19 protein-coding genes and 2 tRNA genes are annotated in these 24968 nt (G+C 61.4%); 12 read left to right on the top strand and 9 right to left on the bottom strand.

What is annotated here, in order from left to right; translation table 11 throughout:
* Positions 1 to 14: 14 nt before the first annotated feature.
* The 5 genes from M1D88_RS13120 to bcp all read right to left on the bottom strand — a co-directional run bounded on the left by M1D88_RS13120 (position 15) and on the right by bcp (position 5080).
* Complete coding sequence (locus M1D88_RS13120; RefSeq protein WP_458111260.1) at positions 15 to 1520, bottom strand: malate:quinone oxidoreductase; 1506 nt, start codon at positions 1518 to 1520, stop codon at positions 15 to 17.
* A gap of 79 nt (positions 1521 to 1599) precedes the next feature.
* The gene (locus M1D88_RS13115) at positions 1600 to 3276 is read right to left on the bottom strand and encodes an ABC transporter substrate-binding protein (RefSeq protein ID WP_458111259.1); all 1677 of its coding nucleotides are present in this window, start codon (positions 3274 to 3276) and stop codon (positions 1600 to 1602) included.
* 252 nt (positions 3277 to 3528) lie between these two features.
* The gene (locus M1D88_RS13110; protein ID WP_458111258.1) at positions 3529 to 4203 is read right to left on the bottom strand and encodes a fasciclin domain-containing protein; all 675 of its coding nucleotides are present in this window, start codon (positions 4201 to 4203) and stop codon (positions 3529 to 3531) included.
* Between the two features lie 244 nt (positions 4204 to 4447).
* Positions 4448 to 4529: transfer RNA gene (locus M1D88_RS13105), tRNA-Leu, on the bottom strand.
* A gap of 77 nt (positions 4530 to 4606) precedes the next feature.
* Entirely contained in the window at positions 4607 to 5080 is a 474-nt protein-coding gene (gene bcp / locus M1D88_RS13100; RefSeq protein ID WP_458111257.1) for a thioredoxin-dependent thiol peroxidase, read from the bottom strand.
* Between the two features lie 97 nt (positions 5081 to 5177).
* Between bcp and M1D88_RS13095 the strand changes: the two genes are divergently transcribed.
* Complete coding sequence (locus M1D88_RS13095; RefSeq protein WP_458114522.1) at positions 5178 to 5660, top strand: MarR family winged helix-turn-helix transcriptional regulator; 483 nt, start codon at positions 5178 to 5180, stop codon at positions 5658 to 5660.
* An 82-nt stretch (positions 5661 to 5742) separates the two neighbouring features.
* Complete coding sequence (locus tag M1D88_RS13090) at positions 5743 to 6123, top strand: DUF5655 domain-containing protein (RefSeq protein WP_458111256.1); 381 nt, start codon at positions 5743 to 5745, stop codon at positions 6121 to 6123.
* A gap of 142 nt (positions 6124 to 6265) precedes the next feature.
* On the opposite strand, the gene M1D88_RS13085 is transcribed toward M1D88_RS13090, so the two are convergent.
* From M1D88_RS13085 to M1D88_RS13075, 3 genes are all read right to left on the bottom strand, one after another.
* A tRNA-Lys gene (locus M1D88_RS13085) sits at positions 6266 to 6341 on the bottom strand.
* A 141-nt stretch (positions 6342 to 6482) separates the two neighbouring features.
* On the bottom strand, positions 6483 to 7604 hold the full coding sequence (locus M1D88_RS13080) for a PQQ-dependent sugar dehydrogenase (protein ID WP_458111255.1): 1122 nt from the start codon (positions 7602 to 7604) through the stop codon (positions 6483 to 6485).
* Between the two features lie 123 nt (positions 7605 to 7727).
* Entirely contained in the window at positions 7728 to 8774 is a 1047-nt protein-coding gene (locus M1D88_RS13075; protein WP_458111254.1) for a sunset domain-containing protein, read from the bottom strand.
* Between the two features lie 314 nt (positions 8775 to 9088).
* On the opposite strand from M1D88_RS13075, the gene ilvD reads away from it, so the two are divergent.
* The 8 genes from ilvD (at position 9089) to metG (ending at position 21823) form a co-directional block, all read left to right on the top strand.
* The gene (ilvD, locus tag M1D88_RS13070; RefSeq protein ID WP_309105487.1) at positions 9089 to 10810 is read left to right on the top strand and encodes a dihydroxy-acid dehydratase; all 1722 of its coding nucleotides are present in this window, start codon (positions 9089 to 9091) and stop codon (positions 10808 to 10810) included.
* 391 nt (positions 10811 to 11201) lie between these two features.
* Entirely contained in the window at positions 11202 to 13103 is a 1902-nt protein-coding gene (locus M1D88_RS13065) for an acetolactate synthase large subunit (RefSeq protein ID WP_458111253.1), read from the top strand.
* Between the two features lie 2 nt (positions 13104 to 13105).
* Positions 13106 to 13618: an acetolactate synthase small subunit gene (gene ilvN / locus M1D88_RS13060; RefSeq protein ID WP_247043049.1), complete on the top strand. Its 513-nt coding sequence runs from the start codon at positions 13106 to 13108 to the stop codon at positions 13616 to 13618.
* 83 nt (positions 13619 to 13701) lie between these two features.
* The gene (gene ilvC / locus M1D88_RS13055; RefSeq protein WP_458111252.1) at positions 13702 to 14727 is read left to right on the top strand and encodes a ketol-acid reductoisomerase; all 1026 of its coding nucleotides are present in this window, start codon (positions 13702 to 13704) and stop codon (positions 14725 to 14727) included.
* A gap of 124 nt (positions 14728 to 14851) precedes the next feature.
* Entirely contained in the window at positions 14852 to 16441 is a 1590-nt protein-coding gene (serA, locus tag M1D88_RS13050; RefSeq protein ID WP_458111251.1) for a phosphoglycerate dehydrogenase, read from the top strand.
* 207 nt (positions 16442 to 16648) lie between these two features.
* Entirely contained in the window at positions 16649 to 19444 is a 2796-nt protein-coding gene (locus tag M1D88_RS13045) for an FtsX-like permease family protein (protein WP_458111250.1), read from the top strand.
* Positions 19441 to 20199 carry an ABC transporter ATP-binding protein gene (locus tag M1D88_RS13040; protein ID WP_458111249.1) on the top strand — a complete coding sequence of 253 codons (759 nt, stop codon included), beginning with the start codon at positions 19441 to 19443 and terminating at the stop codon, positions 20197 to 20199. The genes M1D88_RS13045 and M1D88_RS13040 overlap by 4 nt, the downstream gene beginning before the upstream one ends.
* Positions 20200 to 20263: 64 nt before the next feature.
* Entirely contained in the window at positions 20264 to 21823 is a 1560-nt protein-coding gene (metG, locus tag M1D88_RS13035; RefSeq protein ID WP_458111248.1) for a methionine--tRNA ligase, read from the top strand.
* Between the two features lie 209 nt (positions 21824 to 22032).
* Here metG and M1D88_RS13030 read toward each other — a convergent pair whose 3' ends face one another.
* Positions 22033 to 22608: an FtsX-like permease family protein gene (locus M1D88_RS13030; RefSeq protein WP_458111247.1), complete on the bottom strand. Its 576-nt coding sequence runs from the start codon at positions 22606 to 22608 to the stop codon at positions 22033 to 22035.
* Positions 22609 to 23368: 760 nt separating this feature from the next.
* Here M1D88_RS13030 and M1D88_RS13025 point away from each other — a divergent pair.
* Both M1D88_RS13025 and M1D88_RS13020 read left to right on the top strand, forming a co-directional pair.
* Complete coding sequence (locus M1D88_RS13025; RefSeq protein WP_458111246.1) at positions 23369 to 24073, top strand: hypothetical protein; 705 nt, start codon at positions 23369 to 23371, stop codon at positions 24071 to 24073.
* 158 nt (positions 24074 to 24231) lie between these two features.
* Complete coding sequence (locus tag M1D88_RS13020; protein WP_458111245.1) at positions 24232 to 24948, top strand: class F sortase; 717 nt, start codon at positions 24232 to 24234, stop codon at positions 24946 to 24948.
* Positions 24949 to 24968 lie beyond the last annotated feature (20 nt).

Raw genomic sequence — 24968 nt, 5'->3', positions numbered from 1 at the left:
CATCCCCTGCCGGATCAGCTCTTCGTCGCGTTTACCGTTTCCAGTTGGAGCGCCTTGGCGGTCTCTTCTTCAAGCTGAACAGCGAGCTCGGGATTGTCGTTTAGCTTCACCCCGTACCCGGGCATCATGTCCTTGAGCTTTGACTGCCAACCCTTGAAATTCTTCGGGAAGGACTTCTGCAGGAGCTCGATCATGATGGGTACAGCAGTGGAGGCACCAGGCGATGCGCCGAGCAAGGCACCGATGGAACCGTCGCGGCCGGCGATCACTTCAGTGCCGAATTGGAGCACACCGCCCTTTTTCGGATCTTTCTTGATGATCTGAACACGCTGGCCGGCGGTGATGAGTTCCCAATCTCCGTCTTTTGCTTCCGGATAGTACTCGCGAAGGGCCTCAACCTTTTCGCCGTGGCGCTTCGCGACTTCCTTGATCAGGTAAGCGGTCAGGTCCATGTTGTCCTTGCCTACGGCAAGCATCGGGATGATGTTGTGGGGCCGGATGGAGCGGGGGAGGTCAAGGTAGGAGCCGTGTTTCAGGAAGTTGGTGGAGAAGCCCGCATAAGGGCCGAAGAGCAGGGACCGTTTGCCCTGGACGAACCGGGTGTCCAGGTGGGGCACGGACATGGGCGGTGCTCCTACCGATGCCTGTCCATAGACCTTCGCGCTGTGCCGGGCGGCCAGTTTCTCATCGGTGCAGCGGAAGAACTGCCCTGATACCGGGAACCCGCCAAACCCTTTGCTTTCCGGTATCCCCGAGGCCTGCAGCAGGTGCAGCGCACCGCCTCCGGCTCCCACAAAGACATACTTCGCGTGGATTTTTCCGTGCTCGCCGGACTTCGGGTACTTCAGGGAGAGGTCCCAGCCGCCGCCGGACGCGCGACGGATCCCGGTGACATCGTGGCCGTAGTTGATCTCCACGCCGTTGTTGCCCAGATAGGTGATCAGGTCGCGGGTCAGGGCCCCGAAGTCGACGTCGGTACCCTCCGCTGCGCGGGTGGCGGCCACACGCTGCTTGGAATCACGGCCCTTGACGATGAGGGGAGCCCATTTGGCGATCCGGGCCTGGTCTTCGGAGTACTCCATGTTGCGGAAGAGCACATTCGGCTTCAAGGCGTTGTAACGGTTCTTCAGGAAGCCGGCGTTGGCCTCGCCAATGACGAAGCTCATGTGGGGAACGGTGTTGATGAAGTTCTTCGGCGAACCGATCAACGAGTTGGTTACCAAGTGCGACCAGAACTGGCGCGACAACTGGAACTGCTCATTGATGTGAAGGGCCTTTGAGGGGTCCACGGAGCCGTCTTTGGCTGCGGGGGTGTAGTTGAGCTCACACAGTGCGGCGTGGCCGGTGCCCGCATTGTTCCAGGGGCCGGAGCTCTCCAGCCCGGCTTCGTCCAGGCGTTCGAAAAGGGAAACTGTCCAATTCGGTTCGAGCTGCTTGATGAAGGCGCCAAGAGTGGCACTCATGATGCCGCCGCCAATCAGGACGACGTCGGCTTTTTTTGTCTTGGAAATGAAAGTCACAATCAGTCTCCGATAGCAGCGGCTCTGGCTGTCACAGAATATCCCCGGGCAGGCTACTTACTGAAATTGCCGGCGCCCGTCAAGGCTTTAGCTCGACCTTTGTGAAAACCTCATTTAAGACGGGGGAGGCGGGGTATTTGAGCACCCGGTCGGAGAGCGCCAGGGCCGAAATGGGGAACGCGATCGGCACAGCGGGGACCGACGCAGCGATCTGGTCATTGATGGTGTGATACAGATCGGTGCGCTCCTGCCCCTCGGGGAGCCCCCGTGCCCGCTCAATCTTCGAGAAGACCTGGGCGTCTTGGTAACCGAACTCACCGTTCTTTTCACCAAAGAGCGGCCCCACGAAGTTGTCAGGATCAGAGTACGAACCGTTCCAGCCGAGAAGATGCAGTGCATGGTCGCCGGGGGACTGTACTTTTTGCAGGTACCCGTCGGACCATTCGACCGGTACGGGTTTGATGTTGAACCCGACGGCTGTCAGTTCCCTGCTGATCTCCGCGTAGATCTTTTCAGGGGTTGGAAGGTAAGGCCGGGTTACGTTCAGTGGATAGTAGAACTTGAGTTGCTCGCCCTTGTAGCCGGACTTGGCCAGCAGTTCCTTGGCCTTCTCCGGATTGTATCCGAGAGTAGGCGCATCGTTGTTGAATCCGTTCAGCTTGGGTGGAACAAACTGTGCAGCTTCTGCCGTGTTATCGATGTAGAACTTCCGGATCAGCGTGTCCTTGTCCAGCGCCATTTCAATCGCCTGGCGTACCTCGAGGTTCTGGAGGATCGGTATTTCCTGGTTCATGCCGAGGTACATCACTGAGAAGGGATCGCGCTGGATGATCTGCTTGCCTTGCTTAACCAGCTGATCAAAGTTGCCCACAGTGACGGCGTCGTAGCCATCAATCTTTCCATCCAACAGAGCTTGCAGCCTCGCCTGCGGGTGATCGTAGGTGACAAAGTTGATGGTGCCGATCTGGCCCTTGTCGCCCCAATAATCTTTGTTGCTGACGAGAGTGACCTTGGTGTTATCCCAGCCGGCAAAACTGTAGGGGCCGGTGCCCACGGGGTGGGCGGCATACTTGGAGATTGCTGTGCCCTCGCGGGTTTGATCCAGGACGTCGGCGGTTCCTTCGGCCATCGCTTTCGGGGAGGAGATCCCGAAGGCCGGGAGGGTCAGTGCCTGGAGGAATCCAGTGAAGCGTTGGGTGAGGTCGATTCGGACGTTGTCCGGGGCAATTGCTGAGCAGCCTTTATAGATTGACAGCGAAGCCTGGTCCGAATGAGCTTCAAAGACGCCGTTGAAGGAACTCCCGGGGGCCTGCTTGCGCAAGGACGCGGGAAAGTTGAACCAGCGGTCGAAGTTGGTGCAGACCGACTTCGCATCGAAGGGGCTGCCGTCCTGGAACTTCACGCCGTTCCGGAGCTTGAAGGTGTAGCTCCTGCCGTTGTCCGTTTCGTTCCATTCGGTGGCAAGCAGGGGAGTGGGGAGCCCGGTTGTCTGGTCAACCCCGACGAGGCCCTCCAGGACTTGGCGGGTTACCCGGAAGGCTTCCACGTCTGAGACAAGTGCGGGGTCCAGCCCGAGGGGCTGGGCGGCTGTGCCGAAGGTAAAAGTGGCCGTGGGTCCGCTGGTGGCCAGCGCCGGGCTGGAGGACTGCGAAGGCGAGGGTGTGGGCACCGGTGCCCCGGTGCAGGAGACGAGCAGCAACGCCAAAAGCGCGGCGCCAATGCTTCCTCCGACGCTGCGCGGTTTACTTCTGGGCACTCGGTAATCACCTCGGGACGGCTGGGCGCTCCGCGGACTGCAGAACAGTCATTAGTCTAATTGACCGGCAGCGGCTGCCGCGGTTTCCGTCGTCGTCGCCCGTCACAAGGTGCGGTGCCTAAACGCCGTCCGATAAGCGGCACACAGCCAACAGGGTCCACACCTGGGTGCGGACCCTGTTGGCTCCTGGATGGGCCCGGGGAGTCAGCCCGGTGCCGTGGCAGGAGGCTGGTTGACTGCCGGGGATGCCGGTTACTTGGGCATCAGGACAGAGTCCACCATGTAAACGGTGGCGTTGGCGGTTTGGACTCCGCCGCAGATGACACCGGCGTCATCAACCTTCAAGGCGTCCTTGGATCCAGCCACTGTTACCGTGCCGCCCTGGACCGTGGTGTGGGTTCCCACGATTTCATCAGGCGAGATCTGACCGGGCACCACGTGATAGGTCAGGATCTTGCTTAGCAGGGCGTCGTCGGTCTTGAGGGTCTCGATGGTGGCAGCATCGATTTTCGCGAAGGCATCATCAACGGGAGCGAAAACAGTGAACTCGCTGCCGTTGAGGGTGTCCACGAGATTGACCTTTGGATTCAGCTTGCCCGAAACGGCCGCGGTGAGGGTGGTCAGGATCGGGTTGTTGGAAGCCGCGACAGCCACGGGATCAAGGGCCATCCCTGCAACCGAACCGGCGCCGTCCGGCACCTGGGCGGCGTAGCCTGCACAGCCGGCACCGACGAGGTTTGCCGCGGGATCCATCATCTTTGATTCGGTGGCTGTCGCGCTGGGTGAAGGCGCCATGCTGGAGGCGGAAGCTTCAGGAGCCGCTGAGCCGGGAGCTGTGCTGGCGGTTCCGCCGCAGGCAGTGAGGCTGAACAGGGCTGCGGCAGCAACACCTGCAACGGTGAAAGACCTGCGCTTGATGGACTGCATTTCGATTCTCCTTGATAGGGGCGATCTGTACTTGAGCCAGACCGTCTTCTGTCTGTTCTTGCCGTGAATCCGACTGGCGGACACCGTCTCTTGCTTGGTGCCTCATTGGGTATTCGGCTTTTTAAGGCCGGCGGATGGGTACAGAGGAGAATCTTTTTTTCCGTGTCCTTTTCGTTCGGGCCTGAGCCCTTAAATTGCGGGAGCCCCGGCCATAAGACCGGGGCTCCAAACATGTAACTCGCAGTGCGCAAGGGGGGACTTGAACCCCCACGCCCGAAGGCACAGGAACCTAAATCCTGCGTGTCTGCCAATTTCACCACTCGCGCTTGGCGTCGCCGTCGAGGTCTTAGCGTGAACGCTTGAAGCCCGACGGCGGATGCCAGCCTTTATTGTATCGTCCGGATCAGCTGTCCAGCTTCAAGTCACGGCGCAGCTTTGCGACATGACCCGTTGCCCTCACGTTGTATTGGGCAATTGCAACGTTGCCCTCGGGGTCGACGACGACGGTAGAACGGATGAGGCCGTCATAGGTGCGGCCATAGTTCTTTTTCTCGCCCCAGGCTGCGTAGGCCTCGGCCACCGCATGGTCCTCGTCGGACAGCAGGGGAAACTCGAGCCCCTCCTGGTCTGCGAACCGTGCGAGTTTGTTGACCGGATCCGGGGAGATGCCAAGGACCTCGTAACCGGCCGCCTGCAGGGAAGCCAGGTTGTCACGGAAATCGCAGGCCTGCTTGGTGCAGCCGGGTGTCGACGCCGCTGGATAGAAGTAGACCACGGTGCTGCGGCCGCGGTATTCGGAGAGGCTGACGTCCTTGCCCGTACTGTCTTTCAAGGTAAATTCGGGTGCTTTGGCTCCCGGTATGAGACGTTCAACCACTTTTTTCTCCTTCGAAACTTTTAGGACACTCAAGCCTAATGACCTTGGGAGTCAAGGACCGAATCGGACGCTCGCTATACTAAGTTGTATGCCTGATATGGATCGCTGGCCCACTGGGCGCCTATTGTCCACGGCGGCGCGTCTGGTCGAACACTCATGGAATGAAAAACTGGGTGCCATCGGATTGACGCACGCCGGGGTCATCGCCATGGAAGTGCTGTCCCTTAACGGCCCCATGACGCAGGCGCAACTTGCCCAACTGGTCCGGGTCCAGGCGCAAACCATGGGCAAGACACTCAGCCGGCTCGAGGCACACGGGCACATCCGCAGGGAACGCAGCACCTCTGACCGGCGCAGCCACGTAGTCACGTTGACGGATCGTGGAAGCGAGGCTGTTTCAGCGGCCGCGGACATGGAGCGTTCAGTGCTGGCATCGGCATCCATCGACCCCGATGTCCTCCGACAGGAGTTGCGCGCAGTCGTGGTGGAGCTCGCCAAACGCTTCTCGTCCCCGGAAACCAAGGCGATTGTTGCCAGTGCCGAATCCGCCATTCCTGTGGATGTTAACCAAGTTGTCTAAGCCGCCTGTCTGAGTCACGGCACGGGAAGAAGTTCCCGCGGCCGTCGATCGACGACTATGGGGGCAATCGAGGTAGAGGAGCATGAGTCAGTCTTCTGTTCCGGCTGATCCCACCGAGTTTTTTCATGGGTCGCCCCTTGGATTGGCTATCTACGAGGCTGTTGCTTCAAGCACCAACCGCCTCGGCGCTGTCCAGGTGCAGGTTTCAAAAAGTCAGATCGCTTTCCGCAGAGGGCGTGGATTCGCCTATCTTTGGCGACCGGGACATTATGTCTCCTCAACCGTTCCGGCCGTTCTGTCGCTCGTGCTTCCGCGGGAACTGGAATCACCGAGGATCAAGGAAATCGCGCATCCGTCCCCGGGGGTATGGATGCACCACTTTGAGCTGCAGGATCCGGCCGAGCTCGACGCTGAATTGAACGAGTGGCTGCGCGAGGCCTACGAGGCGGCGGAAAATGCCTGAGGACACGCAAACGGTCTGGTGACATCCAAATATGGGTGTCACCAGACCGTTTGCGCGTCCCGAGGCCGTTTGCGCGTCGGATTTTGGGGCAAAACAAAACCCCGCCTCGCTGGCCAGATGGCCTGCAGGACGGGGTTCGGCTTGGTGCACCCCCCGGGACTCGAACCCGGAACCCATTGATTAAGAGTCAATTGCTCTGCCAGTTGAGCTAGAGGTGCAGCTGTTGTTTCGCATTTCGGGAGGCGGTTTATTTCCTCCGTTGTTCTTCGCAACGACATGAAAGTTGTTCTTCGCAACGACATGAAACTCTACACGAGAATTGGCGCCGTGTGAAATCGGCGGGGACCGGTCGTGGGGGGCTACCCGGGGACGTCCAGAACCAGTATGGAATCAGGGTTCTGGTTGTTTGTGAGGGCCCACAAGGTTCCGTCCGGTGCGAGTGAAACATCCCTGATCCGCCCGTACTCCCGTGTGAAATAGCTCACCGGATCTCCGGCTTTATCGCCCATCAGCGGCACCGCCCAAACCCGCTGACCCCTCAGCGCTCCAAGGTAGGCCGTGGAGCCGGTAATTTCCAGGCCGCTGGGTGATGATTCAGCAGTTGACGGCCACACCACGGCGGCATCGATAAAGCCGCTGCGGCCCGGATTTCCTGTGACGTTTGGCCAACCGTAGTTGCCCCCGGGGACCACGAGATTCAGTTCGTCGTCGACGTCGGGCCCAAATTCGCTGGCCCAGAACCGTCCCTCGCTGTCCCAGGCAAGACCTTGGACGTTACGGTGTCCGATGCTGTACACCGGGTTGTCTCCGAAGGGATTCCCTGGTGCCGGGCGGCCCTCGGGCGTCAAACGGAGGATCTTCCCGCCCAAGGCGTTGGGATTCTGCGGCTGATCGCGGCGCTGGGAGTCTCCGGTGCCAACGTAGAGGAACCCGTCTGGGCCGAACCGGATGCGCCCGCCATTGTGGGTGGAAGCCTTGGAGATTCCGGAAAAGATGATTTCCGGCGTTCCGGCCTCCAGGCCCCGCTCACCGGCTTCGTCGAGGCGAAGCCGGGCAATCCGGTTATCATCCTGGGCGGTGAAGTACACGTAGAGGTATCGATCCGAACTGAAATCGGGCGACAACGCAAGGCCCAGCAAGCCACCTTCACCACCCGGGACCACGTCCGGGACCTGCCCGATTTCCCGGCTCTGTCCATCCCGGACGCTCTTGAGGAGGGCACTGTCCCGTTCGGATATCACTGCAGTGCCGTCGGGAAGGAAAACTGTCGACCATGGCAGGTGAAGCCCGACGTCGATCTTCCGCGCCACCCGCGGTGGCTGTGCGGGAGTGGTGGCCGCTGACTCAACGGGAGTGGCCGCTGACTCTCCGGGAGTGGCGGTTGAGGCTGGCGAAGTGGCGTTGCCCGTCGGAGAGCCACCATTTCCTTCGGCGGTACAAGCGGAAACGGTGAGCGAGAGCGTCAGCAAAGCTGCTGCCATGCTGGCCACCCTCGACCTTCTGCCGGCACGGGTCACCGCTCCCTCTCTCGTGAACGGGAAGAATGCGCCTCCCGAAGGCATGTCCTTTACTCCGAAATCAGGTGGAGAAGCCGAAGGGCATCGTCAGAGCCGGGTTCGGCGTGGCGGGCGGAATCCAGCTGCCTCGGCGTGGGCTACGGATTCAAACCAGACGCCGGCTGGGGCCTCTTCGTAGGCCGGATTGGTCTCCTCAAAGTACGTCATGGTCTCTGCATCACCTTTGACGGTGTACCCCTCGGGGCCTGAACCGTCGGCAGCAGCGGCGGCTGAACCCTCACCGTAGGGCTGGTCCACCGCCAAATGGCTGCTGGGTTCTGCTGTGTGGCTCAGCGAGGACTCCGTCACGGCTGAAGATTCAGCCCGCTGCCAGGTTTCCTCATCAGGATCAAAGGGGGTGTCAGGGGCTGGGGTGGCTTGGGCCGCCGATGCCTCGGTTGCGGCTGGTTCTCCCGGTGCGGCCTCTTTCTGCGCTGATTCTTCGTCTGCTGATTCTGCAGCAGCAGACTCAGCACCAGGGAGCGTGGGTGCATGCGTCCCCGTGTGTTCGTGGTGGTGTTCGTCGTGGCGGTGCTCGCGGTGTTCATCCGCAGCCGGGACGGGCTGGCCAGGTGCTGACGTGCTGCCCTCTGACCATTGGGCTTCCCATTCAGCCTTGTCTGCGTCTTCTGCCTTGTCCTTTTCCATGCGGGCAGCGGACGCAGAGTGACTTCTTGTTGGTTCGACGCCGGCGTCCCAGTCGTCTACATCTCCGCCATCGGGCGCCGCAGCTTCTGCCCAGTCAGCCTCGCTGTGGCCTGGATCGGTTGCGGGCGCTGGTTCTGCAGCCTTGGGCGCAGCAGAGGCGGCTGTGGCAGTTGGTTCTGACGGCGCAGGGTAGGCGGAGCTTCCGGAACTTTCAGTTTCTCTGGCAGGCGTTGGGGCGGAGACGGGGGCGGGCGCTGCGGCGGCTGGTTCTGGTGAGACGGGGGCTGGCGCTGCGGCAGGGGACTGGGCAGCCAACGACTCCGCTCGCTGTTCTGAAGCAGCAGTCCGGTCTGAAGCCATGGCGGAGCGTCCGCTGTTGCGGTTGAGCAGCCACCACACAACGGCCACGATGAGAATGATGACAATGACCCAGATAAGCCAATCCATAGCAAAGCCTTTCCCTCAATAACCAACGTGCCGATGCTCGACGTTACGTCCGCGTCAAGGTGACTGTCTAGGTTTGTCAACGCTGTCAACAAAGCTTCATCTCGGAAAGCCCCGGGGAAGTCATGAAGGAACCAACTGTTCCTGGAGAACTAAGACGCCTAACGTGACCAAAGCAATATTTCGGCAGCTCTCCTGCCCTCGCGTCTCAGAATGCGAGACGTTGGTCCAGAATGCGGTGGAAATATTCCCGTTTTTGGCCTTAACTCCGGGCGGCAGGTCGATAGCGCCCTCTCAGGAGCCATAGACTTTGACCCATGAGTGAGACCACCCAAACCGCGACAGAAATCAAGCCGGACATCAAGCCCCGCAGCCGGGTCGTCACCGATGGAATCCATGCCGCCCCTGCGCGCGGCATGTTCCGTGCGGTGGGTATGGGGGATGACGACTTCGCCAAACCCCAGATCGGCGTCGCGAGTTCGTGGAACGAGATCACTCCCTGCAATCTCTCCCTGAACAGGCTCGCCCAGGGCGCTAAGGAAGGCGTTCACGCTGGTGGGGGCTTCCCCATGCAGTTCGGTACCATCTCCGTTTCCGACGGAATTTCGATGGGCCACGAAGGCATGCACTTCTCCCTGGTGTCCCGCGAAGTCATCGCTGACTCCGTGGAGACCGTTATGCAGGCAGAGCGGATCGATGGCTCGGTCCTGCTGGCCGGTTGCGATAAGTCGCTGCCCGGCATGTTGATGGCCGCAGCGCGCCTGGACCTGGCCAGTGTGTTCCTTTACGCCGGTTCCATCATGCCCGGCTGGGTGAAACTTGAAGATGGCTCTGAGAAGGAAGTCACGCTCATTGATGCCTTCGAGGCCGTTGGCGCCTGCGCGGCCGGGAAGATGAGCCTCGGAGACCTCGAGCGCATTGAAAAGGCCATCTGCCCGGGCGAAGGTGCCTGCGGCGGTATGTACACGGCAAACACCATGGCCTGCATTGGCGAGGCCTTGGGAATGTCCCTGCCGGGATCCGCCGCTCCGCCGTCGGCCGACCGCCGTCGTGATGAATTTGCCCGTAAGTCTGGCGAGGCTGTGGTGAACCTGCTCCGGCTTGGCATCACTGCCCGAGACATCATGACCAAGAAGGCGTTCGAAAACGCCATCGCCGTCACCATGGCCTTCGGCGGCTCCACCAACGCCGTACTCCACTTGCTCGCGATCGCCCGGGAAGCCGAAGTAGAGCTGTCGCTCGAAGACTTCAACCGGATCGGTGACAAGATCCCGCACCTGGGAGACCTGAAGCCGTTCGGCCGCTATGTCATGACCGACGTCGATAAGATCGGCGGGGTTCCCGTCATCATGCGCGCACTGCTCGACGCCGGCCTGCTGCACGGTGACTGCCTCACCGTGACTGGGAAGACCGTTGCCGAAAACCTCGAAGCCATCAACCCGCCGGACCTGGACGGCAAGATCCTCCGCGCTCTGGACAACCCGATCCACAAGACCGGCGGCATCACCATCCTGCACGGCACCATGGCCCCCGAGGGCGCCGTTGTGAAGAGTGCCGGTTTCGATGCCGACGTTTTCGAGGGAACGGCCCGCGTCTTCGAGCGCGAGCAGGGAGCACTCGACGCACTGGACAAGGGCCAGATCCACAAGGGCGACGTCGTGGTGATCCGCTATGAAGGACCCAAGGGCGGTCCGGGCATGCGGGAAATGCTCGCGATCACCGGGGCCATCAAGGGCGCCGGCCTCGGCAAGGATGTGCTGCTCCTGACCGACGGCCGTTTCTCTGGCGGTACCACCGGGCTCTGCATCGGCCACGTTGCACCGGAAGCAGTCGACGGCGGCCCCATCGCCTTTGTTAAGGATGGTGACCGGATCCGCGTGGACATCGCAGCCCGCAGCTTCGACCTCCTGGTTGATCCTGCCGAGCTTGAAGCACGCAAAGAGGGCTGGGCTCCGCTGCCTGCGAAGTTCACCAAGGGAGTGCTGGCCAAGTACGCAAAGCTGGTGCACAGCGCCTCCACCGGCGCATACTGCGGGTGATGCCTTCCCCTTGCGGGGGGCGCTGAGCGCCTTCCGCAAGGGGCCCCTCGGCATCACCCTTATTAAGCCCTGCCGCCCACAGCGGGCCGGTGCGGTTTGATCCCTTAGGGAAGGATCAATAAGTGGACAATGATGTCCACATGGTGAGATCGTGGGAAGTCGCGTTGACACGCCTCTCACCAGAGGGAACACTGAACGCATGATCGCTTTCGTTACCGACGTCGTCGTACTTACCAAGCGCGTGGCTAAATAGCCCGACTGGTAACGAACTGTCACGCGCAACCCCTCGAAGAGCCCACCAGGCTGAGGGGTTTTTTTATTGCCGCGAAGCATCATCCCGAAGTTCCACACGCTGTAACCGATAATTCAAGATCCACTAAGGAAGAGTCCGATGAGCAAAGGATCGCCGATCAGCCCCTCGCTGATGGCTACAAAGTCCGCTGGAGCCCCCAAGGCCCCAGAACGCGTCGACCGCCCTACTGAAGCGGGCGTCGACACTGCTGCAGCCGCCTCTCCTGTCCTTGGGCCGAACAACGTTGTACCCCCAACGGTGATGACCGGCTCAGAAGCTATTGTGCGTTCGCTCGAAGAACTCGGCGTCGACGATATTTTTGGTTTGCCCGGTGGCGCGATCCTGCCTACCTATGACCCTTTGATGGCTTCCGGAATGAACCACGTTCTGGTCCGTCACGAACAGGGAGCCGGCCACGCCGCGCAAGGCTATGCCATGGTTACGGGACGGGTGGGCGTCTGTATCGCCACCTCCGGCCCGGGAGCCACCAACCTCGTCACTGCCATCATGGATGCCCACATGGACTCCGTGCCTATGGTTGCCATCACCGGCCAGGTATCCAGCGGAGTCATCGGCACTGATGCCTTCCAGGAAGCCGACATCGTGGGGATCACGATGCCCATCACCAAGCATTCGTTCCTCGTAACGGATCCGAACGAGATCCCACATGTTATGGCCGCCGCTTTCCACCTGGCTTCGAGCGGTCGCCCCGGTCCGGTCCTGGTGGATGTTGCCAAGGACGCCCAGCAGGGCAAGATGACCTTTTCCTGGCCGCCCAAAATCGATCTGCCGGGTTACCGTCCCGTGGTCCGCGGACACAACAAGCAGGTCCGGGAGGCCGCAAGGCTTATTGCTGCCGCCAGCAAACCTGTCCTGTATGTGGGCGGTGGCGTCGTCAAGGCCCATGCCTCAGCGGAGCTGCTCGAACTCGCGGAACTGACCGGCGCCCCGGTGGTCACCACCCTCATGGCGCGCGGCGTTTTCCCGGATTCGCACCCCCAGCATGTTGGCATGCCCGGCATGCACGGCACGGTTTCCGCCGTGACGGCGCTCCAGCAGTCCGATCTGCTGATCACCCTCGGGGCCCGCTTTGATGACCGGGTGACCGGGATCCTGAAGACCTTCGCGCCCAACGCCAAGGTGATCCATGCCGACATCGATCCCGCTGAAATCTCCAAGAACCGCACGGCCGATGTTCCCATAGTCGGTTCAGTCAAGGAGATCATTCCGGAGCTGACAGAAGCCGTCCGCACCCAGTTCGAGGCGTCCGGAACCCCGGACCTGCAGAGCTGGTGGGCCTTCCTGAACAACCTCCGCGAAACCTATCCGCTGGGTTGGACCGAACCCGAAGACGGCCTCAGCGCACCGCAGCGCGTTATTGAGCGCATCGGCGCGTTGACCGGTCCTGAGGGCATCTACGTGGCTGGCGTCGGGCAGCACCAGATGTGGGCAGCGCAGTTCATCAAGTATGAGCGGCCCCACCAGTGGCTGAACTCCGGTGGTGCCGGCACCATGGGTTACGCAGTGCCTGCTGCAATGGGCGCCAAGGTTGGCGAACCCGACCGTGTGGTGTGGGCCATCGACGGAGACGGCTGTTTCCAGATGACCAACCAGGAACTTGCGACGTGCGCGATCAACAAGATCCCCATCAAGGTGGCCGTCATCAACAACTCCTCCCTGGGCATGGTGCGGCAGTGGCAGACACTCTTCTATGAGGGCCGCTACTCCAACACAGACCTCAACACCGGCCACGACACGGTCCGCATCCCGGACTTCGTCAAGCTGGGGGAGGCCTATGGCTGTGCTTCCTTCCGTTGCGAACGCGACGAGGATATAGACGCCACAATCCAAAAAGCGTTGGAAATCAATGACAGGCCCGTCGTCATCGACTTCGTGGTCAGCCCCAACTCCATGGTGTGGCCGATGGTCCCTGCCGGAGTAAGCAACGACCAGATCCAGGTTGCCCGCAACCTGACCCCGGAATGGGAAGAGGAGGACTGATCATGAGCCGCCACACACTGTCCGTTCTGGTCGAAGACAAGCCCGGTGTGCTGACCCGCGTGGCCAGCCTTTTTGCCCGCCGCGCCTTCAACATCAATTCCTTGGCCGTTGGCCCCACCGAAGTGCCGGGTATGTCCCGCATGACCGTTGTGGTCGACGCCGACGGTGACCTCATCGAACAGGTCACCAAACAGTTGAACAAGCTGGTCAACGTGATCAAGATTGTTGAGCTGACTTCCGAATCCTCCGTGCAGCGCGACCACATCCTGGTCAAGGTACGGGCGGATGCCGCAACCCGTTTGCAGGTGACCCACGCTGCAGATTTGTTCCGTGCTTCAGTAGTCGACGTCTCCACAGATTCAGTGGTCATTGAAGCAACCGGCCATCCCGAAAAACTGACGGCACTGCTTTCCGTGCTGGAACCTTTCGGAATCCGCGAAATTGTGCAGTCCGGCACCTTGGCCGTTGGACGGGGATCCCGCTCCATGAGTGACAGGGCCTTGCGCAGCGCTTAGGCACTGCGGAAGGCGCTCCACCACCACTGACAAGCTCCACCTACAAGCAACACCAAAGAATCCACTCAAAAGGAGACACCCAAGTGACTGAAATGTTTTACGACGACGACGCCGACCTGTCGATCATCCAGGGACGCACCGTTGCCGTTATCGGTTACGGCTCCCAGGGCCACGCCCACGCCCTCAGCCTCCGCGATTCAGGCGTTGACGTCCGCGTCGGCCTGAAGGAAGGCTCCAAGTCCCGTGCCAAGGCCGAGGCCGAGGGACTGCGCGTCCTGAACGTTGCCGACGCCGTTGCCGAAGCCGACCTCATCATGGTCCTCACCCCGGACCAGGTCCAGCGCCACGTCTACGCCGAAGACATCGCCCCGAACCTGCAGGCCGGCGACGCCCTGTTCTTCGGGCACGGCTTCAACATCCGCTACGGCTACATCAAGCCCCCGGCCGACGTCGACGTCGCCCTGGTTGCCCCCAAGGGGCCGGGCCACATCGTGCGCCGCGAATTCGAAGCCGGGCGCGGCGTTCCCGACCTGATCGCCGTGGAGCAGAATGCTTCCGGCAAGGCCAAGGAACTGGCCCTGTCCTACGCCAAGGCCATTGGCGGCACCCGTGCAGGCGTCATCGAGACCACCTTCACCGAAGAGACCGAGACGGATCTCTTCGGCGAGCAGGCTGTTCTCTGTGGCGGCGCATCACAGCTCATCCAGTACGGCTTCGAAACCCTGACTGAAGCCGGCTACAAGCCCGAGGTTGCCTACTTCGAGGTTCTGCACGAGCTCAAGCTCATCGTTGACCTCATGGTGGAAGGCGGCATCGCCAAGCAGCGTTGGAGCGTCTCCGACACCGCCGAATACGGAGACTACGTCTCCGGGCCGCGCGTCATCACCCCCGAGGTGAAGGAAAACATGAAGGCTGTCCTTGCGGATATCCAGAACGGTGCCTTCGCCAAGCGCTTCATCGACGACCAGGACGCCGGCGCTCCGGAGTTCGCAGAGCTGCGCAAGAAGGGTGAAGACCACCCGATCGAGTCCACTGGCCGTGAACTGCGGAAGCTCTTCTCCTGGATCAAGACCAGCGATGACTACACAGAGGGCTCCGTAGCCCGCTAGGCCATGCTTTTCGCATAGCCGAGGCACCGGAAAATGGCCGGGCTCACACTTCACAATGTGGGCCCGGCCTTTCTGTCGGCCTAGACTTGTTATACCCCCCGGACTGCAACGCAGAGGATCAGCCGTGTCAAAACCCGTAGTACTGCTCGCCGAAGAACTTTCGCCCGCCACAGTCGAGGCCCTGGGCCCGGACTTCGAAATCCGCCAGACCGACGGCGCCGACCGTTCCCAGCTGCTGTCTGCGATCGTCGACGTCGACGCCATCCTCGTGCGCTCAGCCACCCAGGTGGACGCCGAGGCAATCGCCGCGGCCAAGAACCTGAAGGTGATTGCCCGTGCTGGCGTCGGGCTCGATAACGTCGACATCAAAGCTGCCACCCAGGCCGGCGTAATGGTGGTCAACGCCCCGACGTCGAACATCGTTTCCGCCGCGGAACTCACCGTTGGCCACATCCTCAGCCTGGCCCGCCACATCCCGCAGGCCAGCGCCGCCCTCAAGGACGGCGAATGGAAGCGCTCCAAGTACTCGGGAATCGAACTTTTTGAGAAGAAGGTCGGCATCATCGGCCTCGGCCGGATCGGAGCGCTCGTCGCTGCCCGCCTCCAAGGCTTCGAAACCGAAATCCTCGCCTACGATCCGTACATCACCTCGGCCCGGGCAGCGCAGCTCGGCGTCAAGCTGGTCACCCTGGATGAATTGCTGGCCCACTCCGACTTCATCACCATCCACATGCCCAAGACACCCGAAACGGTCGGCATGCTGGGCGCTGACGCCTTCAAGAAGATGAAGTCAACCGCCTACGTCATCAACGTGGCACGTGGTGGCCTGATCGATGAGGAAGCACTGTACACAGCCCTGCAGGACGGCGACATCGCAGGCGCCGGCGTCGACGTCTTCGTCAAGGAGCCCAGCACCGACCTGCCGTTCTTCAAACTGGACAACGTCGTGGTCACACCGCACCTCGGCGCATCCACTGATGAAGCACAGGAAAAAGCAGGCGTTTCCGTGGCGAAGTCGGTCAGGCTTGCCCTTGCCGGTGAGCTGGTCCCGGATGCCGTCAACGTTGCAGGTGGCATCATCGCCCCCGACGTCCGCCCCGGCATCCCCCTCATCGAAAAGTTGGGCAGGATCTTCACCGCTCTCACGCACGACTCCCTGACCCAGATCGATGTTGAGGTCGCCGGCGAAATCGCGGCGCTCGACGTCAAGGTCCTGGAGCTTGCAGCTCTCAAGGGGATCTTCGCCGACGTCGTGACCGAGCAGGTCTCCTACGTCAACGCGCCCGTTATCGCCGAACAGCGCGGCATCAACACCCGCCTGATCACCACTCCCGAAGCGGAGGACTATCGCAACGTCCTGACCCTGCGCGGCGCCCTGAGCGACGGGAGCCAGATCTCGGTGGCGGGAACGCTGACAGGACCCAAGCAGGTTGAGAAACTGGTGGGAGTCAACGGCTACGACGTCGAAATCCCCATCAGCGAGCACCTCGTAGTGGTTTCCTACGCTGACCGTCCCGGCGTGATCGGCACCATCGGGCACATCCTGGGCATGAACAACATCAACATCGGCGGCATGCAGGTCGCCCGGCAGACTGAAGGCGGCCAGGTGCTTGCGCTCCTGACCATCGACAGCTCCGTTCCGCAGCAGGTTCTTGACGCGATCAAGGCCGGCATCGGCGCCGAAATGGTGCGCGAGGTTGACCTCGAAAACTGAGGCCGCGCCTCAGGTGAACCAATAGTGACAGAGTTGTAACTTCTGGCACGTATGATTGGCCGGTCTGCTTTCTCCGATTGAGGCCCTCTTGGGATCCCAGCCGGCGGGCCGGCTAATCTTGTTCTGCACATCCGGCAGGGGACACCTTCACATCCGTTTGGAGTGAACAGTGGTGTGCGCGCACGCAATCCAGCTTTCAGGAGCCAAATGAACGCCGTCCAGAGGTTCATCAGAAGCAGAGTGCTGATGTTGACCGCGGCCATTTTGATCGTCGCCATGTGCCTGTCCGTCCTCGTCCAGGGACAGTCACAAGCGGCGCTCAACCGAACAGTCGACGAGAATTCGCGAGGACTTTACGACATCCTCGTCCAACCCAAGGCGGGTGCCGGCGGTTCACTGATGCAGCCGGAAATCGCCAACGGCCAGGGCGGAATCAGTTTTGATCAACTGGACGCCCTCCGGAAGCTCTCCGGAACTTCCGTGGCCGCCCCCATTAGCCTCGTTTCCAGGGTGAGCCAAAACCTTGAGGCGCCGCGGCTGGACGCCATGGACTACCTTGGCTTCAATGCCGGACTGGTAGGCACAGCGACAGCGGCAGAGCCCGGAGGCACCGACCCCAGCAAATGGCCGGCAGCAGAGTCTGTGCTGACCGATGAGGCCAAGACCTACCGGCTGACGGCGAGTGCTGTGAGCTCGGACGGCCACTCAGAGCAGACGCTGTTCAAGTCCATGGCCGAAGGGTCACTGGGCAAGGCCAAGCTCGTTGAGGAAGAGACGCCCGGCGGAAAGAACATCCGCATTGCCGGTCCGGAGGACGAGACAGGCATCAAGTTCCCCGCCCCTGCCGGCGGCTCAGAGCACAATCTTTTCAACCTCTCGGTGTCCCTGCCCCTGGCACCCCAGGTGACCGAATCCGTCGTCGCGGTTGACCCGATCTCTGAGCGCGCACTCCTGGGAAGTGCCGGCGACTTCCTGGCGCCCCTTGAGAAGGCACCCCCGGCCGATGCCCGCAACGCGGGAGCGATTGGCCGCCACTTCGAAAGCCTCTTCACCACCGGAATCAGCATGCAGGAGCTTGAAGAAGGCCCTGATTTCCTGGGTGTAAAGCTCAAGTACTGGGCCCCGTTGATGACCCAGTACCAGCAGGCCAAGCGGAACGGCCAACTGACGGATGACTCCCAGGCCATCCCGCTGATCGTACGTTCCGGGACTTCCCTTGACCTGAAGTACTCGGTCAAGATCGAGGAAATCGACGGATCCGGCAACGTGGTGAAGGACGTCGGCACTGTCACCAGGTCACTGGACAAGGACTACCTGCCGTTCGTCTCCAAGTCTCCCTTCGCGTTGTCATGGCCTGGCTCCAAGGACTACTCGCAGCTCCTGGGCAACTCCGGCAACTTCAGCCAGGGCCTTTACAACCCGGCGCAGTGGACCACCGACTTTGCGTCGGCTCCCAAGTACACCGACGGTGACACCGCGGGCAACGGCGCGCAGGAAAAGACAGCCGTCCCCGGCGAATGGGTCACCGTAAACCGCCTCCCGGAAAAGGACGCCGCGGGCGCACCCGTCGATCAGACCCAGCGCAAACCAGTGGATGAACGTGCCTACCGGGAAAGCCTGGAGACGGGCAAGAAGCTCGCCCCTCCGCTTGCCATGGTGTACGGAACGTTCGACGCCGCCAAGGTTCAGGAAGCGGCCGGCGACGTCAACAGGCTGCCCCTGGGTGGTTACGATCCCTCACCCATGACGCTCGTAAAAGACGCCGAGGGCAAGGATGTTCCGGCAGCGCAGCTCAAGCCGTCCCTGAGCGCCACCGGTCTGGTCAGCCAGTCCGCCGGCGCTATCACCGACTACTATGGCCTTGCCGCGGCACGGGGGTACGACCAGAACGCCTCCGTCATCGATGCCGTCCGTGTCCGTGCCAAGGCGCCGGGCAGCTGGAAGCAGGCGCAGCCCGACGTCGACAAGCTTGCCGCAGAAATCCGGGACATGGGACTTGACGCGACCATTGTGGCCGGCTCCGCCCGTGAAGACGCAAACATTTTTGTTCCCGGCTACTCCAAGGATGACGCGGGCAAGGAATCCGATCTGGGCACAGTTAAGCAATCCTGGGTCCGGCAGGATGCGGCCGATGCCGTTTCCGGCTCCCTCACGGGGACCAACCTCACACTGCTGTTCCTGACGTTGTGCGGTGCCGCGTTGCTGACCGGAGCGTCCACCGTCAGCTACATCCGGCAACGCCGAACGGAAGCCGGAACGCTTCGTGCCATGGGCTGGACCCAACGCAGGATCCGTTCCTGGGTACTGGCTGAATTCGGCGTAGGAGCTGCATTGCTGGCCATCGCCGGAACTATCCTCTCCCTGGTGACCTGGAACCCTGCCACGGCCATCGTCTCGGCGTCTGTCCTGACGCTGTATCTGGCTGCCGCCTACTTCGCGGCCCGCCAGCTTCGGCACCGCGAGGAGGTGGACCAGGAGCCCCAGCACGACGAGCGGCTCATCCCTGTTGACTCGCCGCTCACTTTCGCCAACCGCCAGCTGACCACCAACAGGTTCAATACGTTGTCTTTGGCTGTGGCAGTCGGAGTGTTCGGTGCAGCGGTAGGCGGCCTGATTGCCTTGCTGATCGATATTCCCCGGGCAGCAGGTGCCAGCGCACTCAGCGGGATCGCGGCGGCAAGCATCGCGCTTCCGAGCATCATCCTTGCCCTGTCGGGTGTGGTGGTCGGGCTGTTGCTGACACTGGTGACCGGCCGATTCGAACTTCAGGCAAAACGAGAATACTTGGGGACTTTGAAGGCCATGGGGTGGAACCCGGACATGCTCGGCCAGGTCCGGTTCTTCGAAAATGCCCTGGTGGGCTCAGTGGCCCTTCCACTGGGCGTTCTTGGCGCCTTGGGGATCGGTATCCTGCTGGCCCCCTACGCTGCTTTGTGGGCCGGCCTCGCCGGACTGCTGGCTGTACTTTGCTGGATTCCAATTGCAACGAAAGTGGTCCGATGACTAACGACCTGAACTTTGACGACGATTATTCCGGAACCGACATCGGTGACGGTTCGCTCCAGACCCGCGCCAACACCATCCTGAAGGCCGAGGACCACGGCACACCCCTCGAGCTGAGCAACATCACCATCCGCTATGGCGGGCAGAAGGGCGGCGCGGAAGCCGTCAACGTCGTGGAGGGCTTCAACCTGGTCCTGCACGCCGGTGAGATGCACTGCGTTGCCGGGCGAAGCGGCTCCGGCAAGACCAGCATCCTGACCGTCGGCGCCGGCCTCACCCTGCCGACGTCGGGACGGGTCTACTGGGAAGGCCAGTCCCTGGAAAGCATGGGGGACGACGAAATCGCCGACCGCCGTCGCGCTCTGATCGGTTACGTGGATCAGGGCGGGGCACTGATTGATGGCATGAGCGCCCTGGAGAACGTGCTTCTCCCTGCCGTTCCGGACGGAGAGGTGGACCAGCGGAGGGACATGGCAAAGGACCTCCTGGACCTCGTCGGTCTCGGCAGGCGAATGCGCCACCGCCCTGCCCAGCTGTCAGGTGGCGAGCGTCAGCGTGTTGCTATCGCCCGTGCACTGATCCTCGGAACGCGTGTCCTGGTGGTGGATGAGCCGACGGCCAGCCTGGACCGTACTTCAGCCAACCGCATCATCAGCATCCTCAAGGACACAACATCGGACGGAATCGCTGTGCTGGTCGCTTCACATGACCACGAACTGGTCCGGCAGAGCGATACCCTGACCGAACTGATCTAGATTTGCAGTAGGCGCGCACACCAGCGGCCCATTGTCCCTTCGCACTAAAAGGTATTTTCCGCCAGTGACTTCCTCAGACAAGCCTCCGTACTACCTCACTACGGCCATCACGTACCCCAACGGGGTGCCGCACATCGGCCACGCCTACGAGTACATTGCCACTGACGCAATGGCCCGCTTCAAGCGGCTCGACGGCTATGACGTGATGTTCCTGACCGGCACGGATGAGCACGGCATGAAGATCGCCCAGACTGCGGAGAAGGAAGGCATCACTCCCAAGGAGCTGGTGGACAGGAACTCCGAGGTCTACAAAGGCGCGCACGCTGCACTGGAAATCTCCTACGACCGGTTCATCCGCACTACTGATGCAGACCACTACGCAGCCTCCCAGGCCATCTGGAAAAAGATGGAAGCCAACGGCGACATCTACCTCTCGAAGTACGAGGGCTGGTACTCCGTCCGCGATGAAGCGTTTTACGTCGAGGACGACACCCTGGTGAAGGACGACGGCATCCGCTATTCCCGCGAAACGGATACCGAAGTGACCTGGACGGCAGAGGAAAGCTACTTCTTCCGCCTGTCGGCCTACCAGGACAGGCTGCTGGCGCTGTACGAGGCGCAGCCGGAGTTCGGCGCACCGCAGTACCGCTTCAACGAGGTCATCAGCTTCGTCAAACGCGGCCTGGAGGATCTCTCGATCAGCCGCACCACGTTTGACTGGGGTGTCCCGGTCCCGGGGAACGACAAGCACGTGATGTACGTGTGGGTGGATGCGCTGACCAACTACCTCACCGGGGTGGGCTACCCGGATGTTGATTCGGAGTCCTTCCGCAAGTTCTGGCCTGCGGATCTGCATATGATCGGCAAGGACATCAGCCGCTTCCACGCAATCTACTGGCCCGCTTTCCTGATGAGCGCGGGGCTGGAACTGCCCAAGCGGGTCATGATCCACGGCTTCCTGAACAACAACGGTGTGAAGATGTCCAAGTCCTTGGGCAACGTCGTGGCGCCGTCAGACTTCGTGGAGCAGTACGGACTTGATCAGGTAAGGTTCTTCTTCCTCCGGGAAGTTCCCTTTGGTGCTGATGGCAGCTACAGCCACGACGCCATCGTGGGGCGCGCCAACGCTGATCTGGCCAACAACTTCGGCAACCTCGCCCAGCGCTCACTCTCCATGGTGGCGAAAAACTGTGGCGGCCAGGTACCTGTTCCCGGTGAATTTACGGCCGAGGACAGGGCTTTGCTTGGCCAGGCCAACGGCTTGCTCGAAGCAGCCAGGACTGCCTTTGAGAAGCAGGAATTCAGCCGTGCACTGGAGGCTATCTGGGCTGTCCTCGGGGATACCAATGCCTACTTCGCGGAGCAGGCACCGTGGGTGCTGCGGAAGACCGACGTCGAACGCATGAACACGGTCCTTTATGTCACGCTGGAGGTCCTTCGCATTGTCTCCGTTCTGGTGCAGCCGGTAATGCCGACGGCGTCCGCTGCTTTGCTGGATACCCTCGGCCAGCCGGAAGGGGAAGCGCGGCAGTTCTCCGCCATCACGACGCCGATCGTGCCCGGTACCGACCTCCCGGCCCCGGCGCCGGTGTTTCCGAAGTACGAAGAGCCCGTCGAGGGTTAGGACGCTCCTTCACCTCTCGCGGGTTTTTGGCGGACGCTCCCTCAGGTTTCGCGCCTTTAAGGTAAACGCTCCTTCACTTCTCGCGGGTTTTTGGCGGACGCTCCCTCACGTTTCGCGCCTTTGAGGTAAACGCTCCGTCAGTTAGTGACGGAGCGTTTACCGTTTTACCGCAAGATGTGACGGAGGGTTTGCTTTTTTGCCGCGGGATGTCACGGAGCGTCCTGGGGGTCAGGTGGTGGCCAGTCCTTCCACGGGTGAGAGCCGGGCGGCCCGCCGTGCCGGCACGACCGAGGCCAGCAACCCCGCGACGATCGCAACGCCGAAGACGGCCAACAGCGGTAGCCAAGGGACTCCCGGGACCACATCTGCCACACTGCCGAGGGCGGACTTGGCACCGAGCCAGCCATAGACAATCCCGAGGACTGTGCCCCCGCTGCCACGCCGGCCACCAGCACTGCCTCGATGGCCAGCATTCCCCGAAGCTGTCCAAGCGTCAGTCCAATGGCAGGCAGGAGCGAGTTTTCCCTGGTGCGTTCCAGGACGGACAGGGACAGAGTGCCTGCGACGCCCATCAGGGCGATGACCACTGCCACGCCCAGCAGACCGGTAACCACCAACAGCAGGGCATCCATGATCTCGTTGAAGGTCACCCGTTCAATCACCGCGCCGCTGACAGACGCTGCCGGTACCCCCAGGGCTGTTGCCACAGACTGCTGGACGTCACGAACTGCATCACCCGAGATCTCCTTATCCAACAGCAGCCACAGGGCCGCGCCCGCACCCAAGTGCCAACAATCCTCCGATGAGGCGAAGACGGCCTTTGGGGTTTCCCCAACTGTCCGACCACGGGTTCCAGAGCGAAAGCCCACTGCACCAGACATACGACGGCGATCGCTCCGGCTGCCGCTACAGGCCGGGTGCGTCGCCATGCCAAGGGGACCAGGTGGCAGCAGGACAACAAAACAGAAGCGGCCGGTCCGCGACCAGCTAAACAGGACCGAAGGCCAGAAACAGGAGCCCGGTGGCAATGAGGTCCACTTTGAACGGGTTGTTCCGGACCCAGCTAGAAAGTAGGTGACGTTTATCCACTGTGAAACTCTATTTCCTTGGCTACGTCCGGCCTCATACCGTGGTCCCCATTCCGCCCAGAGGAACGCTCCCTCACGTCTCGCAGATTTTTGGGTGACGCCCATTCACGTTGCGCGGGTTTTGGGTGATGCCCCTCCACTTGCGTGACAACGGTGAGGGAGGGTTTGTGCTGGGTCTCCAAGTAGAAGCACGTACTGGAATTGAGTGACATGCCCCCGAACCAAGTATTCGAGGCTCCGGAGACGTCGAATTAACGCGTACCCATTACTCGGGATTATTTGGAAGCACAAATTTAGCCTGAAAAGGCAAGCGAACTGATGGCACTTTCTGGGGAGTAACTGTCACTTTTCATTTCGCTGTTTGAGGTCTCAAATAGTTTATTCATTCCTGGTCTCGAAGACGGTTACTCCGCAAAGTCTGGTCGGTTCGAATCGGATTTGGTATGGAGGGACCGAAATGAAACGAACTATTGCCACCCTGGGGGTACTGGGCCTCGGGCTGATGGGCGCCACGGTTGCCGCGAACGCTGCTCCGCCGGATAACACGAAGGATGAGAAAAAGATCAGCATCTGCCACGCCACGGGCTCAGCAGATAATCCGTATCTCTTTGAGACCATCAATCTAAACGCGCTTAGCGCCCACGTTGGTGATACCAACGATATTGTGCCGGCAAACTCCGGGGACATTATGCCAAACGGCCAGAATCTGACACCGGCAAACATCGCGCTGCTGGCCAACAAATGCGTGAAGACAACTGCAGAACCAACCGTTGAGCCGACGGTTGAGCCGACGGTTGAGCCGACGGTTGAGCCGACGGTCGAACCGACGGTTGAGCCGACGGTTGAGCCGACGGTTGAACCCACAGTCGAACCGACGGTTGAGCCGACGGTTGAGCCGACGGTTGAGCCGACGGTTGAGCCAACAGTTGAACCAACAGTGGAGGCGACGGTAACGACTACTCCAGCCGGGGCGGGCACGGGTACGACAGCGGTCGCTGATTCAGTGAAAAAGCGGGGCTACAACGTGCAGACAGCTGCCGGCGATGGCAAGACTGTCGCGGGCATCCCCACCTGGCTCACCGGACTGACCGGCCTCTTTACCACTGTGGCAGCGCTGGTGCTCTGGAGGGGCGGAGCCAGGGCCAGGGGAGCTCACAGCTAGCCAGAACGCAGCAGACAGCGACGGCGGGTGTCACGGAAAGTATTCGTGGCGCCCGCCGCTCCACTTCCGGATCACAGGAGTGACCCATGGCAAGTCAATGCAGGATTCGGCACAGTCGGAGGGCTCTTAGACGCGGACTGCTTCTGAGGGGCAGGGATATGCTCATCCTTGCCATCTGCGCCGCTGGCCTCCTGACCGCGTGGCTTGCCCATGGAACTGCCGGTGCCTATGGCCGTGACAATGGCAACGACGTTACTAGCGGCGTCCCTTCTCCAACCACCAGCGGAGCGGTAAGCACCGAGGCGAAAGAACACCCTGCCGCAATGGGAACCCCGGAAACGCCTGCATCGGCTCTCGCCCCTCCGACTTCGGACACGCCATCACCAGCGGGACCTGAGGTTGCGCCGTCGCCCGAGCAGGGCGTGGCGTCGCTTCCTGTTTCGTCTGCTCCCTTGCGCGTCAGGTATCCCAAAGCAGAGATGGACGTGGTGATCCACCCCCTGGAGCCCCATGCTGACAGCCAGAGCATCGAACCGCCTGTAACGACGGAAGGCTACTGGCTCACTCCCTTCGGTTTGCCTGGTGCAGGGTCGACCGACACTACGTATATCGTCGGTCACAGTTGGCTGGACCGGGACGCCCCCTTCAACCACTTGAGTTCGGCGGCACATGAAGGTGATGAACTAACGGTGACCACCGCAACTGGTGTTATTGCTTATCGGGTGGAGTCGGTCATTACCTATTCGAAGTCCGCGCTCAAAGACAGCCCGATCTGGGCTGTGGTGCCCAACCGCCTTGTCCTGGTCAGTTGTTATTCACAAGATCCCTGGGGCAGGAATGTTGTGGTGGTTGCTTCGCCTGCTCCTGCCATCTAGCTCCAAAAGGCACGCTTGTT

It is taken from the genome of Arthrobacter sp. R1-13 (genome assembly GCF_054161475.1).
Note: the sequence above shows the minus strand (reverse complement) of the source record. Positions and strands in the feature narration are given on the sequence as shown.

Bases quoted from the DNA above. Each gene is read 5' to 3' on its own strand.
- ilvD (WP_309105487.1), top strand. From the start codon at position 9,089: ATGAGTGAGACCACCCAAACCGCGACAGAAATCAAGCCGGACATCAAG.
- M1D88_RS13045 (WP_458111250.1), top strand. From the start codon at position 16,649: ATGAACGCCGTCCAGAGGTTCATCAGAAGCAGAGTGCTGATGTTGACC.
- M1D88_RS13065 (WP_458111253.1), top strand. From the start codon at position 11,202: ATGAGCAAAGGATCGCCGATCAGCCCCTCGCTGATGGCTACAAAGTCC.
- M1D88_RS13075 (WP_458111254.1), bottom strand. From the start codon at position 8,774: ATGGATTGGCTTATCTGGGTCATTGTCATCATTCTCATCGTGGCCGTT.
- M1D88_RS13090 (WP_458111256.1), top strand. From the start codon at position 5,743: ATGAGTCAGTCTTCTGTTCCGGCTGATCCCACCGAGTTTTTTCATGGG.
- M1D88_RS13025 (WP_458111246.1), top strand. From the start codon at position 23,369: ATGAAACGAACTATTGCCACCCTGGGGGTACTGGGCCTCGGGCTGATG.
- M1D88_RS13095 (WP_458114522.1), top strand. From the start codon at position 5,178: ATGGATCGCTGGCCCACTGGGCGCCTATTGTCCACGGCGGCGCGTCTG.
- M1D88_RS13080 (WP_458111255.1), bottom strand. From the start codon at position 7,604: ATGGCAGCAGCTTTGCTGACGCTCTCGCTCACCGTTTCCGCTTGTACC.
- M1D88_RS13020 (WP_458111245.1), top strand. From the start codon at position 24,232: ATGCTCATCCTTGCCATCTGCGCCGCTGGCCTCCTGACCGCGTGGCTT.
- M1D88_RS13110 (WP_458111258.1), bottom strand. From the start codon at position 4,203: ATGCAGTCCATCAAGCGCAGGTCTTTCACCGTTGCAGGTGTTGCTGCC.
- ilvN (WP_247043049.1), top strand. From the start codon at position 13,106: ATGAGCCGCCACACACTGTCCGTTCTGGTCGAAGACAAGCCCGGTGTG.
- M1D88_RS13040 (WP_458111249.1), top strand. From the start codon at position 19,441: ATGACTAACGACCTGAACTTTGACGACGATTATTCCGGAACCGACATC.